The 22,654-nt window shown below is 67.7% G+C and carries 20 protein-coding genes; 16 read left to right on the top strand and 4 right to left on the bottom strand.

Annotated elements, in window-relative coordinates:
- Positions 1-34: 34 nt before the first annotated feature.
- Genes ACN8ZM_RS15595 through ACN8ZM_RS15585 form a run of 3 tightly spaced genes read left to right on the top strand, consistent with a single transcriptional unit; the run spans position 35 to position 2,631 of the window.
- Positions 35-1,348 (top strand): D-alanyl-D-alanine carboxypeptidase family protein, encoded by a 1,314-nt coding sequence (locus tag ACN8ZM_RS15595; RefSeq protein WP_043187148.1) that lies wholly within the window; start codon positions 35-37, stop codon positions 1,346-1,348.
- Positions 1,349-1,396: 48 nt separating this feature from the next.
- The gene (locus ACN8ZM_RS15590; RefSeq protein WP_089451337.1) at positions 1,397-2,323 is read left to right on the top strand and encodes a D-amino acid aminotransferase; all 927 of its coding nucleotides are present in this window, start codon (positions 1,397-1,399) and stop codon (positions 2,321-2,323) included.
- Positions 2,323-2,631 carry a YbeD family protein gene (locus tag ACN8ZM_RS15585; RefSeq protein WP_011353335.1) on the top strand — a complete coding sequence of 103 codons (309 nt, stop codon included), beginning with the start codon at positions 2,323-2,325 and terminating at the stop codon, positions 2,629-2,631. The genes ACN8ZM_RS15590 and ACN8ZM_RS15585 overlap by 1 nt, the downstream gene beginning before the upstream one ends.
- Here ACN8ZM_RS15585 and ACN8ZM_RS15580 read toward each other — a convergent pair.
- Positions 2,615-3,601 (bottom strand): transcriptional regulator GcvA, encoded by a 987-nt coding sequence (locus ACN8ZM_RS15580; protein WP_043187153.1) that lies wholly within the window; start codon positions 3,599-3,601, stop codon positions 2,615-2,617. The two genes, ACN8ZM_RS15585 and ACN8ZM_RS15580, sit on opposite strands and share 17 nt — an antisense overlap.
- 102 nt (positions 3,602-3,703) lie before the next feature.
- On the opposite strand from ACN8ZM_RS15580, the gene ACN8ZM_RS15575 reads away from it, so the two are divergent.
- The 6 genes from ACN8ZM_RS15575 to ACN8ZM_RS15550 all read left to right on the top strand — a co-directional run bounded on the left by ACN8ZM_RS15575 (position 3,704) and on the right by ACN8ZM_RS15550 (position 8,913).
- Entirely contained in the window at positions 3,704-4,030 is a 327-nt protein-coding gene (locus tag ACN8ZM_RS15575; RefSeq protein WP_043187424.1) for a DUF2917 domain-containing protein, read from the top strand.
- Between the two features lie 83 nt (positions 4,031-4,113).
- Positions 4,114-4,872 carry a lipoyl(octanoyl) transferase LipB gene (lipB, locus tag ACN8ZM_RS15570; RefSeq protein WP_205824314.1) on the top strand — a complete coding sequence of 253 codons (759 nt, stop codon included), beginning with the start codon at positions 4,114-4,116 and terminating at the stop codon, positions 4,870-4,872.
- Positions 4,865-5,857, top strand: coding sequence for a lipoyl synthase (gene lipA / locus ACN8ZM_RS15565; protein WP_039346279.1), 993 nt, complete (start codon positions 4,865-4,867; stop codon positions 5,855-5,857). The genes lipB and lipA overlap by 8 nt, the downstream gene beginning before the upstream one ends.
- A 251-nt stretch (positions 5,858-6,108) precedes the next feature.
- Positions 6,109-7,125 carry a taurine ABC transporter substrate-binding protein gene (tauA, locus tag ACN8ZM_RS15560; RefSeq protein WP_043187158.1) on the top strand — a complete coding sequence of 339 codons (1,017 nt, stop codon included), beginning with the start codon at positions 6,109-6,111 and terminating at the stop codon, positions 7,123-7,125.
- A 28-nt stretch (positions 7,126-7,153) separates the two neighbouring features.
- Positions 7,154-7,951: a taurine ABC transporter ATP-binding protein gene (locus tag ACN8ZM_RS15555; protein WP_420210259.1), complete on the top strand. Its 798-nt coding sequence runs from the start codon at positions 7,154-7,156 to the stop codon at positions 7,949-7,951.
- Complete coding sequence (locus ACN8ZM_RS15550) at positions 7,951-8,913, top strand: ABC transporter permease subunit (RefSeq protein WP_420211004.1); 963 nt, start codon at positions 7,951-7,953, stop codon at positions 8,911-8,913. The genes ACN8ZM_RS15555 and ACN8ZM_RS15550 overlap by 1 nt, the downstream gene beginning before the upstream one ends.
- A 136-nt stretch (positions 8,914-9,049) precedes the next feature.
- On the opposite strand, the gene ACN8ZM_RS15545 is transcribed toward ACN8ZM_RS15550, so the two are convergent.
- From ACN8ZM_RS15545 to ACN8ZM_RS15535, 3 genes are all read right to left on the bottom strand, one after another.
- On the bottom strand, positions 9,050-9,685 hold the full coding sequence (locus ACN8ZM_RS15545; RefSeq protein WP_043187163.1) for a LysE family translocator: 636 nt from the start codon (positions 9,683-9,685) through the stop codon (positions 9,050-9,052).
- Positions 9,686-9,836: 151 nt separating this feature from the next.
- On the bottom strand, positions 9,837-11,714 hold the full coding sequence (ggt, locus tag ACN8ZM_RS15540) for a gamma-glutamyltransferase (RefSeq protein ID WP_420210258.1): 1,878 nt from the start codon (positions 11,712-11,714) through the stop codon (positions 9,837-9,839).
- A 72-nt stretch (positions 11,715-11,786) separates the two neighbouring features.
- Entirely contained in the window at positions 11,787-12,749 is a 963-nt protein-coding gene (locus ACN8ZM_RS15535) for a LysR family transcriptional regulator (protein WP_043187166.1), read from the bottom strand.
- A gap of 249 nt (positions 12,750-12,998) precedes the next feature.
- On the opposite strand from ACN8ZM_RS15535, the gene ACN8ZM_RS15530 reads away from it, so the two are divergent.
- From ACN8ZM_RS15530 to ACN8ZM_RS15500, 7 genes are all read left to right on the top strand, one after another.
- Complete coding sequence (locus tag ACN8ZM_RS15530; protein ID WP_301770623.1) at positions 12,999-15,131, top strand: 3-hydroxyacyl-CoA dehydrogenase NAD-binding domain-containing protein; 2,133 nt, start codon at positions 12,999-13,001, stop codon at positions 15,129-15,131.
- A gap of 29 nt (positions 15,132-15,160) precedes the next feature.
- Positions 15,161-16,369: an acyl-CoA dehydrogenase family protein gene (locus ACN8ZM_RS15525; protein WP_420210257.1), complete on the top strand. Its 1,209-nt coding sequence runs from the start codon at positions 15,161-15,163 to the stop codon at positions 16,367-16,369.
- A 14-nt stretch (positions 16,370-16,383) separates the two neighbouring features.
- Positions 16,384-17,520 (top strand): acyl-CoA dehydrogenase family protein, encoded by a 1,137-nt coding sequence (locus tag ACN8ZM_RS15520; RefSeq protein ID WP_420210256.1) that lies wholly within the window; start codon positions 16,384-16,386, stop codon positions 17,518-17,520.
- Positions 17,521-17,550: 30 nt separating this feature from the next.
- Entirely contained in the window at positions 17,551-18,756 is a 1,206-nt protein-coding gene (locus ACN8ZM_RS15515) for a CaiB/BaiF CoA transferase family protein (RefSeq protein WP_301770617.1), read from the top strand.
- Positions 18,757-18,995: 239 nt separating this feature from the next.
- Complete coding sequence (locus ACN8ZM_RS15510) at positions 18,996-19,301, top strand: DUF485 domain-containing protein (protein WP_011353318.1); 306 nt, start codon at positions 18,996-18,998, stop codon at positions 19,299-19,301.
- 11 nt (positions 19,302-19,312) lie between these two features.
- Positions 19,313-21,007: a cation acetate symporter gene (locus tag ACN8ZM_RS15505; RefSeq protein WP_420210255.1), complete on the top strand. Its 1,695-nt coding sequence runs from the start codon at positions 19,313-19,315 to the stop codon at positions 21,005-21,007.
- Between the two features lie 357 nt (positions 21,008-21,364).
- Entirely contained in the window at positions 21,365-22,654 is a 1,290-nt protein-coding gene (locus ACN8ZM_RS15500; RefSeq protein WP_043187175.1) for a dicarboxylate/amino acid:cation symporter, read from the top strand.

The following is a 22,654-nucleotide window of genomic DNA, read 5'->3' as shown; positions in this document are numbered from 1 at the left end:
GCACCGCACTTTCTGCCATCAGCCTGAATCGATCATGCGTCTGTCTCCCCAAGGCCTCAAGTCCCTCGCTTCCTCCATCGCCTTCGGCACCGCCGCGCGCAACGTCGCGCTCGGCGTGATGCTGCCCGTCGCGCTCGCATCGACGATCGTCGTCGCCGAGGCGAAGCCGGCCGCCAAGGCCAAGGCCGCGCATGCGGCGCCGGCCGCCACCGAGCAGTTCACCGGCGCGCCCGCGACCTACATGCCGGGCGCAGTGCCGCCGCCGGGCGTGAATGCGCACTCGTGGGTGCTCGTCGATGCGACCAGCAACACGGTGCTCGCGTCGGGCAATGCCGATGAACGCGTCGAGCCCGCCTCGCTGACGAAGCTGATGACGGCATACCTCGTGTTCGAGGCGCTCGACAAGAAGAAGATCTCGATGGAGCAGATCGTCACGCCGAGCGACGCCGTGCGCCGCGTCGGCCGCGACGAGTCGCGCATGTTCATCGAGGCGAACAAGCCGGTGTCCGTGCACGACCTCGTGTACGGGATGATCATCCAGTCGGGCAACGACGCCGCGATCGCGCTGGCCGAACTCGTCGGCGGCAGCGAAGGGCAGTTCGTCACGCTGATGAACGACGAGGCCGCGCGCCTCGGCATGAAGGGCACGCACTTCGCCGACGTGAACGGCATGCCCGACCCGAACCACTACACGACGGCCGGCGACCTCGCGAAGCTGTCCGCGCACCTGATCCGCGATTTTCCGCAGTACTACAGCATCTTCTCGGAGAAGGAATTCAAGTACAACAACATCCGCCAGGGCAACCGCAACCGTCTGCTGTGGCTCGACCCGACGGTCGACGGCCTGAAGACGGGCCATACGCAAGCGGCCGGCTACTGCCTGATCGCGTCGGCGAAGCGCGCGATCCCGGGTGTGGACGGCCAGCGCCGCCTGGTGTCGGTGATGATGGGCGAGCAGAAGGAAGGCGAGCGCACGCAGGACAGCATGAAGATGCTGAACTACGGCTACAGCGCGTTCGATTCGGTGCGCCTGTTCAAGGGCGGTCAGGCGATGTCGACGCCGCGCATCTACAAGGGCAAGGAAAACACCGTGCAGGTCGGCGTGAAGGGCGACCAGTGGGCGACCGTGCCGCGCGGCCTCGGCGACAAGATCAAGACGGAAGTCGACGTGAACGCGCCGCTGATCGCGCCGCTCGCGGAAGGCCAGCAGGTCGGTACCGTGAAGATCGTCGCCGACGGCAAGACGCTGTCCGAATTCCCGGTCGTCGCACTGCAGGCGGTGCCGGAAGCGGGTATCTTCGGGCGTATCTGGGACTCGATCCTGCTGATGTTCAGCAAGAAGAAGTAAGCACGACGGGCCTTTGTTTTCACGACTTCATCCCCATCTGTCATTGCTATGAGCCAAGCCGAATTTGAACCGATCGTCTACCTCAGCGTGTCGTCGCAGGAGGAAATGGTGCCGCTGTCGGAAGCCCGTGTACCGGTGCTCGACCGCGGGTTCATCTTCGGCGACGGCGTGTATGAAGTTGTCCCCGTTTATGCGCACGACGGCGCGCACGTGCCGTTCCGGATCGAACAGCATCTGGCCCGGCTCGAGCGCAGCCTGAAGAAGATCGGCATCGTCAGCCCGCACGACGACGCGGGCTGGCGTGCGCTGATCGAGCGCGTCGTCGCGGCGAATGCCGAAGGGCTCGGCGACGGCAACGCGCTGGTCTATTTGCAGGTGACGCGCGGCGTCGCGAAGCGCGGCCACGCGTTCCCGGCGAACGCGGTGCCGACGGTGTTCGTGATGACGAGCCCGCTGCGCCTGCCGTCCGACGAAGAACGCGCGCAGGGCGTGCGTTGCGTGACGGCCGAGGATCGCCGCTGGCTGCATTGCGACATCAAGTCGATCTCGCTGCTCGGCAATGTGCTGATGGCGCAGCATGCGGCCGAACGCGATGCGTTCGAGACGTTGCAACTGCGCGACGGCAACCTGACGGAAGGCTCGTCGTCGAACGTGTGGATCGTGAAGAACGGCGAGCTGCTCGCGCCGCCGCGCAGCAACAAGATCCTCGAGGGGATCCGCTACGCGCTGATCGAGGAGCTGGCCGACGAGTGCAAGATCCCGTTCGTCGCGCGCGAGATCAGCGAAGTGGAGTTGCGCGCAGCCGACGAAATCATGATCACGTCGGCCACGAAGGAAGTGCTGCCCGTCACGTCGCTCGACGATCTGCCCGTGCAGGGCGGCAAGCCGGGCCCCGTGTTCGCGGCGTTGTATGACGCGTACCAGCGCGCGAAAGCGCGCGAGTTTGAACAGTTTGACCTAACCCGGAGCAAATGATGAGCGAACCGACCAAAACTATCGAGGTGACCGGCGCGATCGATACCCGGAAGGAGTCGCTGCTGGAGTTCCCGTGCGATTTCCCGATCAAGATCATGGGCAAGGCGCACCCGGAGTTCAAGGACACGATCTTCAAGGTCGTCGCCGTTCACGACAACGAGATCGATGTCGAGAAGATCGAAGAGCGCGCGTCGAGCGGCGGCAATTACACGGGCCTCACGATCACCGTGCGGGCGACGAGCCAGGAACAGCTCGACAACATCTACCGCGCACTGACCGGCCATCCGATGGTCAAGGTCGTACTCTAAGCGCCTTCCAGCCTCCCTCTTGCGCGCACTCGGCGGGGGTCTTCCCCGCCGCGCGCCGCGCGTCCAGCTCGTCGCACAGCCGTTTGTATTCGGCGACTTCCTGAAGCAGCCAGGTCCTGAACGCCTGCACGCGCGGCGTGTTCAGGAGCGGCGGCGGACACACGAAAAAATAGTGCCACGGGCTCGGCCCGTCGATGTCGAACAGGCGCACGATGCGCCCGTCGAGCAGGTCGTGCACCGCGAGCGAGCGGCGGACCAGCGCGATGCCCTGGCCGTCGATCGCGGCCAGTAGCAGGTTCGACGAATCCTGGTACAGAATCCCGCGTTTCGGCTCGGTCAGCGTCTTGAGCCCGGCCGCGTCGAACCACGGCCGCCACAGTTCGTCGTCCGAGCGCAGCAGGTTGTAGTGGACGAGATCGGCCGGCGTTTGCGGCAGCTTGCCGCCGTTCAGCGTCGGCGCGCACGCCGGAAAGAACACCTCGTCGAACAGCGGCTCGACATGCAGCCCCGGATAGTTGCCGTGACCGAAGCGGATCGCGAGATCGACGTCGTCGCGCGCGAAATCGGTGAGCGAGTTGGTGGACTGCAGTTCGACGTCGATTTCCGGATGCCGCTCGATGAACGTGCCGATGCGCGGCGTGATGAAGCGCGCGGCGAACGACGACAGCATCGACACCACGAGCCGCCGGTCGCGGTCGCTCGCGCGCACGTCGCGGGTCGCGTCGGCGATCACCATCAGCGCGGTGCGGATCTGCTGCGCGTAGCGCATGCCGACGTCGGTCAGGCACAGCCGCTTGCCGTTGCGCGTGAACAGCTGCACGCCGAGCTCCTCCTCGAGCGCGCGTACCTGATGGCTGACCGCGCCGTGCGTGACGTACAGCTCGTCGGCGGCGCGCGAGAAATTCTCGTGACGGGCGGCGGCTTCGAACGCGCGAATCGCGTTCAGCGCAGGTAGCTGGCGGAGGTCCATTTGCTAATTTTCCTCACATCGACGTGAAAATTGGTCGTTTTGTCAGACGCCTTGAAGTGACTACGATTGTAGCCATCGAAGCACTTATTGGCGGAGTCGATCATGCAAGAAATTTCTTCAAGCATCACGTTCGAAATCCCCGCGGGCGAAACCGTGCCGATGAAGGTACAACGCAGCACGCGGCTGGTGGTCCAGAGCGGGCCGGTGTGGGCGACGCGCAGCAACGACGTCAACGATTACTTCCTGGTCGACGGCGAAACGCTGAAGCTGCGCCGCGGCGAGCGGCTGTGGCTCAGCGCGGAAGGCCGGGAGGGTACGCGCGTGGCGTTCTCGGTGTCGCGGCCGCCCCGGGAAGTCGCGCTTGGCGGGCTGGCACGGCTGCGCGAACGCGTGAGCGCGCTGCTCCATGACGGATGGCGCACCGTCTGACCATCATTTCCTCCGACGGATACCGGCGATCCGTCCCCCTCCAAGGCCGGCGAGACCCACGGGTTTTCGGTAAACTACCGCCCATGTCCGTTTCGCCGGTTTCCATCGTGTCCACGCCTGTTGCCGTTTCCGCATCGTCCGCCGGGTCCCCGGATCAGCCGGCTCCGCCGGTCACCGTGCGCTGGCGGGGCGTCGAGACCTACGAAGCGAGCTTCGACGCGATGCGCGCGTTCACCGACACGCGCACGGCCGACACCGGCGACGAGATCTGGCTGGTCGAACACCCGCCCGTCTACACGCTCGGCCAGGCTGGCGACCCGGCCCACCTGCTGGTGGCCGACAGCGGCGTGCCGCTCGTGAAGGTCGACCGCGGCGGGCAAATCACTTACCACGGCCCCGGGCAGATCGTCGCCTACCTGCTGCTGGACCTGCGCCGGCGCAAGCTGATGGTGCGCACGCTGGTGACGAAGATCGAGGAGGCCGTGATCGAAACCCTTGCGGCGTATAATCTCGCTTCGGTCCGCAAGGCGGGTGCGCCCGGGATCTACGTGGCATCCGGCGTGCACGAGGGCGCGAAAATCGCGGCCCTCGGCCTGAAGATCCGCAACGGCTGCAGCTATCACGGGCTGAGCCTGAACGTGAAGATGGATCTGCGCCCGTTTCTTGCGATCAACCCGTGCGGCTATGCCGGACTGGAAACTGTCGACATGGCGAGCCTCGAGGTTGCCGCCGACTGGAACGACGTCGCCCAGACGCTGGTGCGCCGTCTGATCGCCAACCTCGACGGCGCATCCGCGGCCGCCGACAAGCCGCAGGCACTGGAACAACATTCGAATGACTGACGTTACCGCTTCCCCCGCACCGGCCGATTCGGCCGCGACCCCTGCCTACGATCCGACCGCCAAGCAGAAGGCGCAGGCGAAGACGGCGCGCATCCCGATCAAGGTCATTCCGATCGAGAAGCTGAAGAAGCCCGAGTGGATCCGCGTGAAGGCGGCCACCGGCAGCTCGCGCTTCAACGAGATCAAGACGATCCTGCGCGAGCACAACCTGCATACGGTGTGCGAGGAAGCGAGCTGCCCGAACATCGGCGAATGCTTCGGCAAGGGCACCGCGACGTTCATGATCATGGGCGACAAGTGCACGCGCCGCTGCCCGTTCTGCGACGTCGGTCATGGCCGCCCCGATCCGCTGGATCCGGACGAGCCGAAGAACCTCGCGCGCACGATCGGCGCGCTGAAGCTCAAGTACGTGGTGATCACGAGCGTCGACCGCGACGACCTGCGCGACGGCGGCGCCGGCCACTTCGTCGAGTGCATCCGCGAAGTGCGCGAGCAGTCGCCGGAAACGCGCATCGAGATCCTGACGCCGGACTTCCGCGGCCGTCTCGACCGCGCGATCTCGATCCTGAACGCCGCGCCGCCGGACGTGATGAACCACAACCTCGAAACGGTGCCGCGCCTGTACAAGGAAGCGCGCCCGGGTTCGGACTACGCGCACTCGCTGAAGCTCCTGAAGGACTTCAAGGCGCTGCATCCGGACGTCGCGACGAAGTCGGGCCTGATGGTCGGCCTCGGCGAAACCGAAGAGGAAATCCTGCAGGTGATGCGCGACCTGCGCGCGCACGACGTCGACATGCTGACGATCGGCCAGTACCTGCAGCCGTCCGAGCACCACCTGCCGGTGCGTGCGTACGTGCATCCGGATACGTTCAAGATGTACGAGGAAGAGGCGTACAAGATGGGCTTCACGCACGCGGCCGTCGGCGCGATGGTGCGTTCGAGCTATCACGCCGATCTGCAGGCGCACGGGGCCGGGGTGGTCTGAGCGCCGTTGCTTCGCCGTCTTCCGGCGAAACCGAAAAAGCCCGCAGCGATGCGGGCTTTTTTGTTGGTGCGGATGCCATTCCTGCGTTCGCACGGCAATCGCCACCCGACCGGGCGCGCAATCCGGTCGAGCGTGGAAAGCAAAGCTGAAACGGCATCGATAGCTTCGCAGGATAAGTTCGCTCCCGCCGCGCACAAAGCTCCTATAGTCGGCTCTCCCGCAGCAATGCCCGCATTCCGAAGGAGAGCCGCATGTCCCGTTTCAGCTTCATCCGCCGCGCCGTCGTCGCGCTGACCGCCCTGGCCGCGTTCGGTGCGGCGCACGCCGAATCGCGCGAAGTCGTGATCGCGTACCAGGACATGGTCGTGCCGTGGCGCTACGCGCAGGCGAGCGGTGAAGTCGAAAAGGCGACCGGCTACAAGGTCACGTTCCGCAAGCTCGACAGCGGCGCCGACGTGATCCGCGCGCTCGCGTCGGGCTCCGTGCAGCTCGGCGAGGCCGGCTCGAGCCCGATCGCGGCCGGGCTGTCGCAGGGGCTCGACATCTCGCTGTTCTGGGTGCTCGACAACATCAACGATGCCGAGGCGCTCGTCGCGCGCAACGGCTCGGGCGTGACGAGCGTCGCCGGGCTGAAGGGCAAGAAGGTCGGCGTGCCGTTCGTGTCGACGTCGCATTTCCACACGCTCGTCGCGCTGCAGGCCGCGGGCGTCAATCCGAACGACGTGAAGATCGTCAACCTGCGTCCGCCCGAAGTCGCGGCCGCGTGGGCACGCGGCGACATCGATGCGACCTACATCTGGGATCCGGTGCTCGCGAAGGTCAAGCAGTCGGGCACCGTGCTGACGACGTCCGGCCAGGTGGCGAAAGAAAGCGGCAAGGCGACCTTCGATGGCTTCGTCGTGAGCCGCAAGTTCGCGCGCGAGAACCCCGAGTTCGTCACGCGCTTCGTGAAGGTGCTCGCGGCCGCCGATGCCGATTACCGCGCGCATGCCGCCGCGTGGAAGGTCGGCTCGCCGCAGGTCGCGGCGGTCGCGAAGGTATCGGGCGCGAACGCGCAGGACGTGCCGGCCAGCCTTGCGCTCTACGCATTCCCGACGCCGGCCGAGCAGGCATCGTCGACGTGGCTCGGCGGCGGTGCGCAGTCGGGCGCCGCGAAGTCGCTCGCGGCGACGGCCACGTTCCTCAAATCGCAAGGCACGATCCAGACGGTGCTCGCCGATTATTCGACCGGCGTCGATCCGCAGTTCGTGCAGAAGGCCGCGCGCTGAGCGCGGCGATCATCGCGGAGTCCTGAGCATGAGCACGCTGGAAGTCCGTCAGGTATCGGTGGCCTATCCGGGCGAGCGCGGCAGGCCGACGACGCAGGCGCTCGCGCGCGTCGACCTGCGCATCGATGCCGGTGAATTCGTCGTCGCGCTCGGCGCGTCCGGCTGCGGGAAGACGACGCTCCTGAACTGCATGGCCGGCTTCGTCGCGCCGACGACCGGCGACGTGCGCGTCGACGGCGTGCCGGTCACGGGCCCCGGCGCCGATCGCGGCGTCGTGTTCCAGAAGTACGCGCTGTTGCCGTGGCTCGACGTGCTCGACAACGTCGCGCTCGGGCTGCGCTTCGCGCGCGTGTCGAAGGCCGAGCGCGAAGCGCGTGCGCGGGAGATGCTTGCGCTCGTCGGGCTCGACGGTCATGCGCATGCGCGCGTGTACGAGCTGTCGGGCGGGATGCAGCAGCGTGTCGGCATCGCGCGTGCGCTCGCGAGCGATCCGCGCGTGCTGTTGATGGACGAGCCGATGGGCGCGCTCGACGCGATGACGCGCGGCACGATGCAGGCGCTCGTGCTCGACGTGTGGGCGCGCACCGGCAAGACGGTGTTCTTCATCACGCACGATGTCGAGGAAGCCTTGTTCCTCGCGACGCGTCTCGTCGTGATGACGCCCGGCCCCGGCCGGATCGCGGAAACCTTCGACCTGCCGTTCGCGCGCCGCTACGTCGAATCGCGCGATGCGCGTGCCGTGAAGTCTTCACCGGATTTCATCGCGTGGCGCGAGCGGCTGATCGCGTACCTGCATCGCGACGAGGCCGCCGAGGTGGCCGCGTGATGCACGAACTCGCGCGACAGGGCGCGTCGGTCGGACGCGGTCGGATCAGCACTTTGCACAGGCAGGACAGCATGAGCACGCAGGATTCGTGGACGGCCGGCCAGACGGCCGCAGGTTTCGAGCAGGGCGATCGCACGCAGGCACGGGCGGCCGCGCGTCGTGCGCCGTCGTCGCGCCGCTACCGGTTGCCGGGGGAGGGGAAGACGGCGACTTTGAGCACGGCGACGGTCGCGGTGCTGGCCGTGCTGTGGTGGGTCGCCACGCATCGCCAGTGGCTGCCGCCGCTGTTCCTGCCCGCGCCGGAGGCCGTGTGGGCGGCATTCGTCGACGCGTGGCACGGGCGCATTCAGGGCGGCCTGCCGTTGTCCGAGCATCTGCTGTGGAGTGCTGCGCGCGTATTCGGCGCGTTCCTGCTCGCGACTGCGATCGGCGTGCCGGCCGGCATCCTGATGGGCGTGAGCCGCGTCGCGCGCGGCGTGCTCGATCCGCTGCTGGAGTTCTACCGGCCGCTGCCGCCGCTCGCGTACCTGCCGCTCGTCGTGATCTGGTTCGGTATCGACGAAACGGCGAAGCTCGTCGTGATCTTCCTCGCGTGCTTCGCGCCGATCGCGATGGCCGCGCGCGCCGGCGTGCGCGCCGCGACGGTCGAGCAGATCAATGCCGCGTATTCGCTCGGCGGCAGCTTCGCGCAGATCGTGCGGCACGTCGTGCTGCCGGCCGCGTTGCCGGAAATCCTCACCGGGCTGCGGATCGCGATCGGCTTCGGCTGGACGACGCTCGTCGCGGCCGAGATGGTCGCCGCGACGGCCGGGCTCGGGCAGATGGTGCTCAACGCGTCGAGCTTCCTGCGCACCGACATCGTCGTGATGGGCATCCTGATCATCGGCGCGATCGCGTGGCTGTTCGATCTCGCGATGCGGTGGGTCGAAAGGCGGATCGTGCCGTGGAAGGGGCGGGGGTAAGCGGGGTAAGCGCGGGTATCGCCCGGGCTTCGTAGCGATGGACAGAACGGGCGGCCGGGGGCGGAATCCGGTTCGACCCGTTGAGCACGGTCATGTCGATGCGACACGCATCGGTGCCGTCACGGGCGTGGCCGGGTCATGCCGTCGTGCCGCGACGATAGAGGCTCAGTGCCACCGCCAGCCCGGCGAGCATGCCGGCGCAGCCGCGATTGAGCCATTTCAGCGCGCGTCCGGACATCGCTTTCATCACGTGATAGCCGCTCGCTGCGTAGATCGCCATCAACAGGATGTCGATCATGGCAGTGAGGACGGCCAGCGTAGCGTACTGGGCTGCAACGTTCGCTGCGGGCTGGATGAACTGGGGCAGGAAGGCCGAGAAAAACAGCAGCCCTTTCGGATTGGATAACGCGACCAGCAGCGAACGCTTGAATGCCGACCGGCCGTTCCGTGCACCGTCGGCTTGCACGACGTCGGCCGACGGCAGCGTCGCCGGGGCGTGCCAGAGTGCCCATGCGAGGTACAGCAGATACACGGCGCCCGCCCACTTCAGCATCACGAACAGGTGCTCCGATGCTTGCATGATCGCGCCGAGGCCGCATCCGACCGCACCGATCAGGATCAGGTCCGACAGCGCGGCACCGGCGATTCCGTAAGCCGCGATGCGCAGGCCGCGCGTGGCGCCGTTGTTCAGTGCCAGCAGCATCGTGGGGCCCGGCGTGACCGTCACGGCGGATACCGTGATGACGTACAGCAGGAGTGTCGTCGAATTCATGTCGCGGCTTCTGAACGGGTAGCGGAAGCCGTCAGTTTAAACCTGACCGGATGGGCGGCATGGGTGCACTCCGCACCCGTTCGCCAGCCGGATCGCGCTGCCGGATCGCACACGCGCGTCGAGCGGCGCACGGGGGCGCCGCTCATCGCTCTCAATCCCCCATCGCGATCCCTTCCCGCCGCGGATCCGCACCGCCGAACCACACCGTCTGCCCCTGCACGTTCAGCCGCTGGATCCCCTGCAGCCCGGAGTTCATCTCGACGACCTGCACGTCGTGCCCGCGACCCTTCAGCCCGTCGGCGAGCGCGTCCGACACGCGGCCGCGTTCGAGCTGGGTCGGCCCGTTCATCGACCCGAAGTTCGGCAGTGCGATCGCCTGCTGCATCGTCATCCCCCAGTCGAGCACGCCGACCAGCGTCTTCGCGACGTGATTGATGATCGCGGGGCCGCCGGCCGAGCCGACGACCATCGTCACCTGCTTCGTCTTCTTGTCGAACACGAGCTCCGGCGACATCGCCGAGCGCGGCCGCTTGCCGGCCTGCACGCGGTTCGCGACCGGCCGGCCGTTGTCGTTCGACACGAACGAGAAATCGGTGAGCTGGTTGTTCAGCATGAAGCCGCGCACCATCAGACGCGAGCCGAATGCGTCCTCGATGCTGGTCGTCATCGACAGCGCCTGGCCGTAGCGGTCGACGATCGCGATGTCGGACGTCGACGGCAACTCGGGGCTGCGGTCGTCGGCCATCGCGAGCGTCGCGCCCTGCGGCGTGCCGGCCTGCGCGACGCCCATGCTGCTGTCGCCGATCAGGTGCGCGCGCTGCGCGAGATAGGTCTTGTCGGTGAGGCTCGCCCAGCTGCCGCCCGGCAGCGGCACGAAATCGGGATCGGCGACATAGCGCGCGCGGTCCGCATACGCGAGGCGCCCGGCTTCGCTGAACAGGTGTGCGGCGAACGGCGTCGGCTCGTAGCCGACGTCGTTGCGCACCGGCTTCTGCGCGCCGATCTGCTGCCAGTCGGGCATCGCTTCGAGGATGCCGAGCATCTGCGCGATCGCGAGACCGCCCGACGACGGCGGCGGCATCCCGCACACGACCGAGCGCCGGTAATCGGCGCACAGCGGCGCGCGCACCTTCGCCTTGTAGCGCGCGAGATCCTGGAGCGACAGCAGGCCCGGGTTGGTCGGGTGCTTGCGCACCTTCGTGACGATGTCGCGCGCGATCGCGCCGCTGTAGAACGCGTTCGCGCCGCGGTCGGCGACCTGGCGCAGCACGGTCGCGAGCGCGGGGTTCTTCAGCACGGTGCCGGCCGCCTTCGGCGTGCCGTCCTTGTTGTAGAAGTACGCGCGCGCGGCCGGATCGTTCTTCAGGTACTTGTCGTTTGCGATCAGCATCGCGAGCCGCGGGCTGATCGTGAAGCCGTGCTCGGCGAGCCGGATCGCCGCCTGGAACAGCCGGCGCCACGGCAGCTTGCCGTGCGCGCGGTGCGCGGCGTCGAGCATGCGCAGCACGCCAGGCGTGCCGACCGAACGCCCGCCGACGACACCTTCGTAGAAGCTCATCGGCTGGCCGGTCGGCCCGTAGAACAGGCGGTCGGTCGCGGCGGCCGGCGCGGTTTCGCGGCCGTCGTAGGCCTGCGTCGCCTTGCCGTCGAAGTACAGCAGGAACGCGCCGCCACCGATGCCCGACGATTGCGGCTCGACGAGCGCGAGCACCATCTGCGTGGCGATCGCCGCGTCGATCGCGGTGCCGCCCGCCTTCAGCATGTCGTAGCCGGCCTGCGTCGCGAGCGGGTTCGCGGCCGCGATCATGTAGTGCTGCGAGGTCCAGCCCGGCTTGTCGGTCCAGCCGGACGACATTTCGGGCGCGTGGACGCCGGGCAGCGGCACGGCGGCGCCCGATGCGGCGGCGACGGGCACCACCGCACCCGACGGCGGCGTGGACGGGGACGTGCAGCCGGCATTGAACGCGACGAGCGCGACGGCGGCGAGCAGCGTCCAGGAGCGCGAATGCGGACGAATCCGGTCGAACATTGAACCCTCGGCAGCAGTGAATTCGAAGGAGGCGACGGTGCCGGCGCAGCGCGGCTGCCCGCCCCGGGCGCGCTATTGTCGCCGCGCGGCCGGCGGCTTGTCACCCGACAGGAAACCCTGACGCAGCGCGCCGGGCCCGCCCCGGCCGGTCTTTCCGGCCTGTTCGAGGATGAACTCTATGAACGTCGACGTCGCGCGCGTGTGGTGCCGGTTCGGCATGTAGAGCATGTACATGTGCGTGCCGAAGATGCTGAGCCGGTACGCGTCGAGCGACGTGACGACCGTGCCGCGCCGGATGTCGTCGTGCACCACGTAGTCGGGCACGATGCCGACGCCGATCCCGCCGAGGATCGCCTGCCGCAGGAACAGGAAGTTCTCCGAAACCAGCGTGGGCTCGAGCAGCACCTCGTGGCGCTCGTCGCCGAGATAGGCGGCGATCCTGAGCTGGCGGCCCATCACCGTCGCGGTGACGACGGGGGAGGCCGACAACGCGCCGAGGCTCGCCGGCATCCCGTGCTCGGCCGCGAATGCGGCGGACGCGCACGCGACGTAGCGCACCGCGCCCATGTCGCGCGCGACGAGGTTCTGCGGCGGCTCCGGCATCACGCGCACCGCGATGTCGATCTCGTCGCGCATCAAGTCTTCCACGCGGTTCTCGAACACGACGTCGAGCACGATGCCCGGATGCAGCCGCTTGAACGCGAGCAGCCAGTCGGACATCACCATCTGCCCGTAGCCGCTCGGCACCGACAGCCGCACGCGGCCCTGCAGGTCCTGGCCGAGCGTCGTCACCGATTCCTGCGCGGCCAGCAGTTCGTTGCGGATGCGCCGGCCGTGTTCGTACAGCTTCAGCCCGATCTCGGTCGGCTCGATGCGCCGCGTCGTGCGCCGCACGAGCTGCTGGCCGATCGAGCGTTCGAGCTGGTTCAGCCGGTAGCTGACGTTCGCCCGGCTCATCTTGAGCCGCTGCGCGGCCTTGCTGAGATTGCCGGCGTCGAGGATCTCGACGAGCAGCGTCAGCGCGTTCAGGTCCATGCGTCGCGTCTCCTGATCCGTCCCGTTTAACGGTTGGAAGCATTCAGTGTCAAGTCAGACTTGACAGCTTGTAAAAGCGGGAGGGAATTGTCAATGAATCTCGATCAATCGAGAATCGGGTCATGCCCGGCGTACGGCCGGATCTTGTCCCGCTTCGTGCGGGACCGGGGTGGGTGCCCCGGCGCCGCTCGCGATGCCGCGAGCCATGAACCGGCGTCGACGCACCTGCCGCCGCGTCAAGGAGACACGATGAACTCACCCGCTTCCCCCACCAGCCCGGCCGGCACCGTCACGCGCGAGCGGCGCGACAAGGTGCTCGTCGTCACGATCGACCATCCGCCCGTCAACGCGCTGTCCGCCGATGTGCGGCGCGGCCTTGCCGACGCGCTCGACGCCGCGCAGGCCGACGATGCGATCCGCGCGGTGCTGATCGTCGGCGCCGGCCGCAACTTCATCGCGGGCGCCGACATCCGCGAATTCGGCAAGCCGCCGGTGCCGCCGTCGCTGCCCGACGTGTGCGAGCGGATCGAATCGGGCACGAAGCCGGTCGTGGTCGCGCTGCACGGCGCGACGCTCGGCGGCGGCCTCGAAGTCGCGCTCGCCGCGCATTACCGGCTCGCGGTGCCCGGCACGAAGCTCGGGCTGCCCGAAGTCACGCTCGGCCTGCTGCCCGGTGCCGGCGGCACGCAGCGTGCGCCGCGCCTGATCGGTGCGAAGGCCGCGCTCGACCTGATGCTGACGGGGCGTCATGTGAGCGCGGACGAAGCGCTCGCGCTCGGCCTCGTCGACCGCGTCGCGCACAGCGACGACACGCTCGCCGAAGGCCTTGCGTACGCGCAGGAGCTCGTGTCGCTCGGCGCACCGGTGCGCCGCACGCGCGATGCGCAGGGGCTCGCCGACCGCGCGGCCGCGCAGGCCGCAATCGATGCGGCGCGCGCGGAGCTGCCGAAGAAATCGCGCGGCCTGTTCTCGCCCGCGAAGATCGTCGACGCGGTCGAGGCCGCGCTCACGCAGTCGTTCGACGCGGGGATGAAGTTCGAACGCAGCCTGTTCCTGCAGTGCATCGACAGCCCGCAGCGCGCGGGCCTCGTGCATGCGTTCTTCGCGGAGCGCGAAGCGGCGAAGGCGCCCGAGGCGCGGCGCGCGAGCGCACGGCCGGTCGAGCGGATCGGCGTGGTCGGCGGCGGCACGATGGGCGCGGGCATCGCGGTCGCGGCGCTCGATGCCGGGCTGCCGGTGACGATGATCGAACGCGACGAAGCGTCGCTCGCGCGCGGCCGCGCGCATGTCGAGAAGGTGTACGACGGCCTCGTCGCGAAGGGACGGATGACGCCGGCCGCGCACGCGGCGCGGCTCGCGCGCTTCAAGGGCAGCACGTCGTACGACGCGCTCGCGCAGGCCGACGTCGTGATCGAGGCCGTGTTCGAGGACATGGCCGTGAAGCAGGCCGTGTTCGCCGAACTCGCGCGCGTGTGCAAGCCGGGCGCGGTGCTCGCGACCAACACGTCGTATCTCGACATCGACGAACTGGCCGCGAGCATCGACCGTCCGGCCGACGTGATCGGCCTGCATTTCTTCTCGCCGGCCAACGTGATGAAGCTGCTTGAGATCGTCGTGCCGGCGCGCGTGAGCGCGGACGTCGTCGCGACCGCGTTCGCGCTCGCGAAGCAGCTCAAGAAGACGCCGGTGCGCGCGGGCGTGTGCGACGGCTTCATCGGCAACCGGATCCTCGCGGTTTATCGCACGGCGGCCGACTACCTGATGGAAGACGGCGCGTCGCCGTACCAGATCGACCGCGCGGTGCGCGAATTCGGTTTCCCGATGGGGCCGTTCCAGGTTGTCGACCTCGCGGGCGGCGACATCGGCTGGGCGACCCGCAAGCGCCGCGCGGCGACGCGTGACCCGCGGGCACGCTACGTGGAGATTTCCGACCGGCTGTGCGAGCGCGGCTGGTTCGGCCAGAAGACGGCGCGCGGCTATTACCTGTATCCGGACGGCGCGCGGGTCGGCACGCCGGACCCGGACGTCGAAGCGATCGTCGCCGAAGAGCGCGCGAAGAAGGGCGTCACGCCGCGCACGTTCACCGACGACGAAATCATGCGCCGCTACCTTGCCGCGATGATCAACGAAGGCGCGAACGTCGTGCACGAGAAGATCGCGCTGCGCCCGCTCGATGTCGATGCGGTGTTCCTGTACGGCTACGGCTTCCCGCGCTATCGCGGCGGCCCGATGCACTACGCGGACACGGTCGGCCTCGCGAACGTGCTCGCCGATATCCGTGCGTTCGCGAAGGAAGATCCGCTGTTCTGGAAGCCGTCGCCGCTGCTCGTCGATCTCGTCGCGCGCGGCGCGGATTTCGCGAGCCTGAACCGCATCGACTGAACGCCCACCGCATTCGTAACGGACCGAAGATGGACCTCAATTTCACACCCGAAGAGGAAGCCTTCCGCACCGAAATGCAGCGCTTCCTGCAAGCCGAACTGCCCGCGCGCATCGCGCGCAAGGTGAAGGGCGGCCTGCATCTCACGCGCGACGACATGCGCGAATGGCACGCGATCCTCAACGCGCGCGGCTGGCTCGCGAGCCACTGGCCGCGCGAATACGGCGGCCCCGGCTGGAGCGTCGCGCAGAAGTTCCTGTTTGACAACGAGTGTGCGCTCGCGGGTGCGCCGCGCATCGTGCCGTTCGGCGTGAACATGCTCGGGCCCGTGCTGATCAAATACGGCAACGAAGCGCAGCAGCGCCATTGGCTGCCACGCATCCTCGACGGCACCGACTGGTGGTGCCAGGGCTACTCGGAGCCGGGCGCCGGTTCCGATCTCGCGGCGGTGAAGACGAGCGCGGTGCGCGGCATCGACGCGCAGGGCGAGCACTACGTCGTGAACGGCCAGAAGACGTGGACCACGCTCGGCCACTACGCGAACATGATCTTCTGCCTCGTGCGCACCGCGACCGACGTGCGCAAGCAGGAAGGCATCAGCTTCCTGCTGATCGACATGAACACGCCGGGCGTCGAGGTCCGCCCGATCATCACGCTCGACGGCGAGCACGAAGTGAACGAGGTGTTCTTCACCGACGTGCGCGTGCCGGCCGAGAACCTCGTCGGCGAAGAGAACCGTGGCTGGACCTACGCGAAATACCTGCTCACGTACGAGCGCACCAACATCGCCGGAATCGGCTTCTCGACGGCCGCGCTCGACCGGTTGCGCGCGGTGGCCGCGAAGGTCACGAAGAACGGCCGGCCGCTCGCCGACGATCCGTTCTTCGCGGCGCGCATCGCGCGGGTCGAGATCGAACTCGAGAACATGCGCACGACCAACCTGCGCGTGCTGGCCGCAGTCGCGGGCGGCGGCGCGCCGGGTGCGGAAAGCTCGATGCTGAAGATTCGCGGCACGCAGATCCGCCAGGAGATCACCGCGCTGATGCGGCGCGCGATGGGGCCGTATGCGCAGCCGTTCGTCGAGGAAGCACTCGATGCCGACTACGACGGCGAGCCGGTCGGCCCGGACGAAGCCGCGAGCGCCGCGCAGCAGTACTTCAACAACCGCAAGCTGTCGATCTTCGGCGGCTCGAACGAGATCCAGAAGAACATCATCGCGAAGATGATGCTCGGGCTGTAACGAGGGACGCGACGATGGATTTCCAGCACACAGAAGACCGCCGGATGCTGGCGGATACGTTGAACCGCTTCATCGCCGAACAGTACGCGTTCCCGGTGCGCGATCGCATTGCGCAGTCGGCCGAGGGGTTCGATCGCGCGATGTGGCAGCGCTTTGCCGAACTCGGTACGGTCGGCGCGCTGTTTTCCGAAGCCGACGGCGGTTTCGGCGGCGCGGGCTTCGACATCGCCGTGGTGTTCGAATGCCTCGGGCGCGGGCTCGTCGTCGAGCCGTTCCTCGGCGCGCTGCTCGCGGGCCGCGCGTTGTCGCTCGCCGGCGGCGCGGCGCATCGCGACCGGCTCGCCACGCTGATCGACGGCAGTGCGAGCGCCGCGTTCGCGCATGACGAGCCGGGCTCGCACTACGAACTGACGACCGTGCGCACGCGCGCCGAGCGCTCGGGTGACGGCTGGCTGCTGACGGGCGCGAAGGGCGTCGTCGACCAGGCCGCGCAGGCGGCGTTCTTCGTCGTCAGCGCACGCGTGTCGGGTCACGACGACGATGCGGCCGGCATCGGCCTGTTCGTCGTGCCGGCCGACGCGCCGGGCGTATCGCTGCGCGACTACCAGAAGATCGACGGCGGCCGCGCGGCCGAAGTGCGCTTCGAACGCGTCGCGCTGCCGGCCGATGCGGCGCTCGGCACGCATGACGGCGAAGCGGGCGCCGAGCTGCTCGAACGCGTGCTCGGCTACGGGCTGCTCGCGCTGTCCGCGGAAGCGCTCGGCGCGATGGATGTCGCGAAGGAGTACACGCTCGACTACCTGCGCACGCGCAAGCAGTTCGGTTTGCCGATCGGCAGCTTCCAGGCATTGCAGCACCGGATGGCCGACCTGTTGCTCGAAATCGAGCAGGCACGCTCGGCCGTGATCAACGCAGCCGCGCAGCTCGATGCGCCGCGCGCGGTGCGCGAACGCGCGCTCGCGGCGGCGAAGGTCACGATCGGCCGGATCGGCACGCTCGTCGCCGAGGAGAGCATCCAGTTGCATGGCGGGATCGGGATGACGTGGGAGCTGCCGCTGTCGCATTACGCGAAGCGCCTCGTGATGATCGATCACCAGCTCGGCGACGAGGATCACCATCTCGCGCGCTATATCGCGCTGTCGAAACAGTAAAAACGAACGACGCGAATGGAGGAGACAAGGATGACGAACGAATCGCGCGCATTGCCGCTGGCCGGCGTGAAGGTGCTCGATTTCTCGCGCGTGCTCGCGGGCCCGTGGTGCGCGATGGTGCTCGCCGATTTCGGCGCGGAAGTGATCAAGGTCGAGCATCCGGCGCGCGGCGACGACACGCGCGACTGGGGCCTGAGGATCGGCGACACCGAGACGACCTACTTCAACAGCGTGAACCGCAGCAAGCGCTCGATCTGTCTCGACCTGCAGACCGACGAAGGGCAGCGGCTCGCACGCGAGCTGGCCGCGCAGGCCGACGTCGTGCTGCACAACTTCAAGTTCGGCGGCGCGGAAAAGCTCGGGCTCGGCTACGACGCGCTGGCCGAGCTGAATCCGCGCCTCGTGCACTGCGCGATCTCCGGCTACGACCGGTCGGGTGCCGAGGCCGCGCGGCCCGGCTACGACCTCGTCGTGCAGGGCGAGGCCGGGCTGATGGCGCTGAACGGCGAGGCCGGCCAGCCGCCGCTGAAGTTCGGCGTCGCGGCGGTCGACCTGTTCACCGGCATGTATTCGGCGCAGGCGATCCTCGCCGCGTTGTACGAGCGCCATGCAACGGGGCGCGGGCGGCGCATCGAAATGGCGCTGTTCGACTGCGGGCTGATGATCACCGCGTACTACGGGCTCGACGCGCTGCTGATGGGCGAGGACCCGCCGCGCTACGGCAACGCGCATCCGTCGATCGTGCCGTACGGCGTGTTCGACGCGGCCGACGGCCCGCTCGTGATCACGGTCGGCAACAACACGCAGTTCGCGCGCTTCTGCGACGCGATCGAGCGGCCCGATCTCGCGGCCGACGCGCGTTACAAGACCAACCTCGGCCGCTCGGAGAACCGCGCCGATCTGCTGCCGGAGATTCGTCGCGAACTCGCAAGCCGGTCGCGCGCGACGTTGCTCGCGGCGCTCGCCGATGCGGGTATTCCGTGCGGGGAAGTGCTCGGGCTGCACGAAGCGCTGAAGTCGGAACGCGCGACGCGCGCGGGGCTCGTCACGCGGCAGCCGCACCCGGTCGCGGGCGGCGTCGACGTGCTTGCGCCGCCGTATCGGTTCGACGGCGCACGGCTGCCGGTGCGCGGTGCGCCACCGGTGCTCGGCGCGGATACGGATGCGGTGCTCGGCGGCTGGCTCGGGATGTCGGCTGACGAGGTCGCACGGTTGCGTGCGGATCGCATCGTGTAGCGCATTTCTTGCCGCCGCGGCGCGGGCGGATCGGTAGACGCGCCGACCATCCACAAAACACCCCTCGCGACGACGAGGAGTTTTGCCCTGCGGGGACTGGAGTAAGTGCTGAAGCGCCAACTCCAGTCGACTGCGAAGCATGGGACCAGATGCGAAGCATGGGGCCGGAGTAAGTGCTGAAGCACTAACACCGGCCGACATAAGCGCTGAAGCGCTAACTCTGGTCGACAGGAGACACCATGGAGCTTTCCGTCATCGAATCGGTCACGGCGCGCCGTGACTACCAGCAGCTCGTGCGTGCGCGGCGCCGCTTCAGCTTCACGCTGACGGCCCTGATGATCGCCACGTACTACGGCTTCATCCTGCTCGTCGCGCTCGCGCCGCACGTGCTCGCCGCGCCGCTGTACCGCGGCGCGACCACGACGGTCGGGATCGCCACGGGCGTCGCGATCATCCTGGTCGCGATCAGCCTGACCGCGTGCTACGTGCTGCGCGCGAACCGTGCGTTCGACCGCCGCGTCGACGCGATCCTGCAGCGTTCGTGACGGAGGCCCACATGCGACGACCCTCGATCGCGCTCGGCGCGCTGGCCGTTCCCGTATCTCTCGTTTCCTCCGCCGCCCATGCGGTATCCGTTGCGGGCCCGATGCCCGACAAGGTCGAACTGAACCCGGTCGCGATCGGGATGTTCTTCGCATTCGTGTTCGCGACGCTCGCGCTCACGCGCTGGGCCGCGCGCCGCACGCGCTCGACGCGCGACTTCTACACGGCCGGTGGCGGCATCACCGGGCTGCAGAACGGACTCGCGATCGCGGGCGACTACATGTCGGCCGCATCGTTCCTCGGGCTGTCCGGGATGGTGTTCATGTTCGGCTTCGACGGGCTGATCTACTCGATCGGCTTCCTGGTCGGCTGGCCGTTCGTGATGTTCCTGATCGCCGAACCGCTGCGCAACCTCGGCAAGTTCACGTTCGTCGACGTCGTCGCGTACCGCTTCGCGCAGCGGCCGATCCGGCTGCTGACGTCCGCGAATTCGCTGACCATCGTCGTCTTGTACCTCGTCGTGCAGATGGTCGGCGCGGGCAAGCTGATCCAGCTGCTGTTCGGGCTGTCGTACGGCACGGCCGAGCTGATCGTCGGCGTGCTGATGGTCGTGTACGTGTTCTTCGGCGGGATGACGGCCACCACCTGGGTGCAGGTGATCAAGGCCGTGCTGCTGTTGTGCGGCGCGACGCTGCTCGTCGTGCTCGCGCTCAGCGAATTCGGCTTCAGCGTCGACGAGATGTTCCGCCGCGCGGTGGCCGTGCATCCGGGCGCGCTGTCGATCATGGGGCCCGGCAAGCTGATCCGCGATCCGGCCAACGCGCTGTCGCTCGGCATTGCGCTGATGTTCGGCACGGCCGGTTTCCCGCACATCCTGATGCGCTTTTTCACGGTGCCGAACGCGAAGGAGGCGCGCAAGTCGGTGCTCTACGCGACCGGCTTCATCGGCTACTTTTACTTGCTGACCTTCGTGATCGGCTTCTCGGCGATCGTGCTGCTCGCGCAGCATCCGGAGTTCTTCAAGCTCGGCGCGAACGGCTCGTTCAACCTCACGCACGACCTGCTCGGTGGCTCGAACATGGTTGCGGTGAAGCTTGCGCAGGCGGTCGGCGGGAACTGGTTCTACGGCTTCATCGCAGCCGTCACGTTCGCGACGATCCTCGCGGTGGTCGCGGGCCTGACGCTCGCCGGCGCGACGACGATCTCGCACGACCTGTATGCGCAGATGTGGGCGCGTGGCAAGCCGGACGAACGCGTCGAGATGCGCATCTCGCGCGCGGCGACGATCGCGCTGTCGGCGGTGGCGATCGGGCTGTCGATCCTGTTCGAGCACGTGAACGTCGCGTTCATGGTCGGGCTCGTCGCGGCGGTGGCTGCGAGCGCGAATTTCCCGGTGCTGGCGATGTCGATCTTCTGGCGCGGAATGACGACGCGCGGCGCGGTACTCGGCGGCGGCCTCGGCCTCGCGTCGGCGGTCGCGCTCACGGTGCTGTCGAAGTCGGTGTGGGTCGACGTGCTGCACCACGCGCATGCGCCGGTGTTCCTCGACAACCCGGCGCTCGTGTCGGTGCCGCTCGCGTTCATCGGGATCGTCGTCGGCTCGCTGCTGGATCGCGGCGAGCGCGCGCGGCGCGAGCGCGACGCGTTCGCGCAGCAGGAGTTCTACGCGCAGACGGGCGTGCTCGCCGGCCGCGCCGTACAGCATTGATTCATTAGACAAATGGGGATATCCGTCCGGATCGCCGGACGGATATTTTCCGGAAATCCGGAATCCCGGATTTCCTTGCCTGCCGCATTATGAGAAATACAATGAAAACAAAGGTTTGACGGGTTCCGGGAACCTGGCATCGACCTTGCAATATAAAGCGCACGGCCATCCCCCCGGCCGAACTACTACAGCAAGCAAGGAGACAATCGATGACCACTGCCTTCCTTCCCCTCCGGACGTCCTGAGGCATCGCTTGTTGCGGCACGGCAGCCGCGCGGGCGAACGATTCTTCCCCTGACATTCGTCCGCGCGCGTGACGCCGTTTCCATCGGCTCATCTACTTCAGCAGGAACCATCGTGAAGAAGAAACCCTTCTACAAAGTGCTCTATGTGCAGGTGATCTTCGCCATCATCGTCGGCGTGATCCTCGGCCACTACTACCCGGCGCTCGCCACCGACATGAAGCCGCTCGGCGACGGGTTCATCAAGCTGATCAAGATGGTGATCGGCCCGATCATCTTCTGTACGGTCGTCACCGGCATCGCCGGCATGGAGGACATGAAGAAGGTGGGCCGCGTCGGCGGCAAGGCGCTGCTGTACTTCGAGATCGTGTCGACCTTCGCGCTGCTGCTCGGCCTCGCGGCGACGCACATCCTGCGTCCGGGCGTCGGCTTCAACATCGATCCGGCGACGCTCGACGGCAAGGCCGTCGCGTCGTATGCGGCGAAGGCACACGGGCAGTCGACGGTCGACTTCCTGATGCACATCATCCCGAACACGATGGTCGATGCGTTCGCGCAGGGCGAGATCCTGCAGATCCTGCTGATCGCGCTGCTGTTCGGCAGCGTGCTTGCGCACCTCGGCGAGCGCGGCAAGGTGGTGACGGACTTCATCGACGGGCTCACGCGCGTGCTGTTCGGCATCGTGCACATCGTCACGAAGCTGGCACCGATCGGCGCGTTCGGCGCGATGGCGTTCACGATCGGCAAGTACGGCGTCGGCTCGCTGGTGCCGCTGCTCAAGCTGATCGGCACGTTCTACCTGACGTCGGTCGTGTTCGTGCTCGTCGTGCTCGGCACGATCGCGCGCGTCACGGGCTTCTCGATCCTGCGCTTCGTGTCGTACATCAAGGAAGAGCTGCTGATCGTGCTCGGCACGAGCTCGTCGGAAGCCGCGCTGCCGCAGCTGATGGAAAAGCTCGAGAAGGCCGGCTGCTCGCGTTCGGTCGTCGGCCTCGTCGTGCCGACCGGCTATTCGTTCAACCTCGACGGCACCAACATCTACATGACGATGGCGGTGCTGTTCATCGCGCAGGCGACCAACATCGAACTGACGTGGATGCAGCAGCTCACGCTGCTGGCCGTCGCGATGCTGACGTCGAAGGGCGCGAGCGGCGTCACGGGCGCGGGCTTCATCACGCTCGCCGCGACGCTCGCCGTCGTGCCGACGATCCCGCTGTCGGGCATGGTGCTGATCCTCGGCATCGACCGCTTCATGAGCGAATGCCGCGCGCTGACCAACATCGTCGGCAACGGCGTCGCGACGGTCGTCGTGTCGGCCTGGGAGAAGGAGCTCGACCGCAACAAGCTGCGCCAGGCGCTGACGGGCAGCGGCGAGGTCACGACGACCGAGACGGCTGGCGTCTGA

This window comes from Burkholderia aenigmatica (genome assembly GCF_048627025.1).
GTDB classification, from domain to species: Bacteria; Pseudomonadota; Gammaproteobacteria; order Burkholderiales; family Burkholderiaceae; genus Burkholderia; species Burkholderia aenigmatica.
This window is presented reverse-complemented; position numbering and strand designations above follow the sequence as displayed.

What these genes read in the sequence shown, in the direction of transcription:
- ACN8ZM_RS15575 (WP_043187424.1), top strand. Translation starts at nt 3,704, where the DNA reads ATGCAAGAAATTTCTTCAAGCATCACGTTCGAAATCCCCGCGGGCGAA.
- ggt (WP_420210258.1), bottom strand. Translation starts at nt 11,714, where the DNA reads ATGTTCGACCGGATTCGTCCGCATTCGCGCTCCTGGACGCTGCTCGCC.
- ACN8ZM_RS15550 (WP_420211004.1), top strand. Translation starts at nt 7,951, where the DNA reads ATGCACGAACTCGCGCGACAGGGCGCGTCGGTCGGACGCGGTCGGATC.
- ACN8ZM_RS15535 (WP_043187166.1), bottom strand. Translation starts at nt 12,749, where the DNA reads ATGGACCTGAACGCGCTGACGCTGCTCGTCGAGATCCTCGACGCCGGC.
- ACN8ZM_RS15515 (WP_301770617.1), top strand. Translation starts at nt 17,551, where the DNA reads ATGACGAACGAATCGCGCGCATTGCCGCTGGCCGGCGTGAAGGTGCTC.
- ACN8ZM_RS15510 (WP_011353318.1), top strand. Translation starts at nt 18,996, where the DNA reads ATGGAGCTTTCCGTCATCGAATCGGTCACGGCGCGCCGTGACTACCAG.
- ACN8ZM_RS15580 (WP_043187153.1), bottom strand. Translation starts at nt 3,601, where the DNA reads ATGGACCTCCGCCAGCTACCTGCGCTGAACGCGATTCGCGCGTTCGAA.
- lipB (WP_205824314.1), top strand. Translation starts at nt 4,114, where the DNA reads ATGTCCGTTTCGCCGGTTTCCATCGTGTCCACGCCTGTTGCCGTTTCC.
- ACN8ZM_RS15590 (WP_089451337.1), top strand. Translation starts at nt 1,397, where the DNA reads ATGAGCCAAGCCGAATTTGAACCGATCGTCTACCTCAGCGTGTCGTCG.
- ACN8ZM_RS15585 (WP_011353335.1), top strand. Translation starts at nt 2,323, where the DNA reads ATGAGCGAACCGACCAAAACTATCGAGGTGACCGGCGCGATCGATACC.
- tauA (WP_043187158.1), top strand. Translation starts at nt 6,109, where the DNA reads ATGTCCCGTTTCAGCTTCATCCGCCGCGCCGTCGTCGCGCTGACCGCC.
- ACN8ZM_RS15530 (WP_301770623.1), top strand. Translation starts at nt 12,999, where the DNA reads ATGAACTCACCCGCTTCCCCCACCAGCCCGGCCGGCACCGTCACGCGC.
- lipA (WP_039346279.1), top strand. Translation starts at nt 4,865, where the DNA reads ATGACTGACGTTACCGCTTCCCCCGCACCGGCCGATTCGGCCGCGACC.
- ACN8ZM_RS15520 (WP_420210256.1), top strand. Translation starts at nt 16,384, where the DNA reads ATGGATTTCCAGCACACAGAAGACCGCCGGATGCTGGCGGATACGTTG.
- ACN8ZM_RS15505 (WP_420210255.1), top strand. Translation starts at nt 19,313, where the DNA reads ATGCGACGACCCTCGATCGCGCTCGGCGCGCTGGCCGTTCCCGTATCT.
- ACN8ZM_RS15545 (WP_043187163.1), bottom strand. Translation starts at nt 9,685, where the DNA reads ATGAATTCGACGACACTCCTGCTGTACGTCATCACGGTATCCGCCGTG.
- ACN8ZM_RS15525 (WP_420210257.1), top strand. Translation starts at nt 15,161, where the DNA reads ATGGACCTCAATTTCACACCCGAAGAGGAAGCCTTCCGCACCGAAATG.
- ACN8ZM_RS15595 (WP_043187148.1), top strand. Translation starts at nt 35, where the DNA reads ATGCGTCTGTCTCCCCAAGGCCTCAAGTCCCTCGCTTCCTCCATCGCC.
- ACN8ZM_RS15555 (WP_420210259.1), top strand. Translation starts at nt 7,154, where the DNA reads ATGAGCACGCTGGAAGTCCGTCAGGTATCGGTGGCCTATCCGGGCGAG.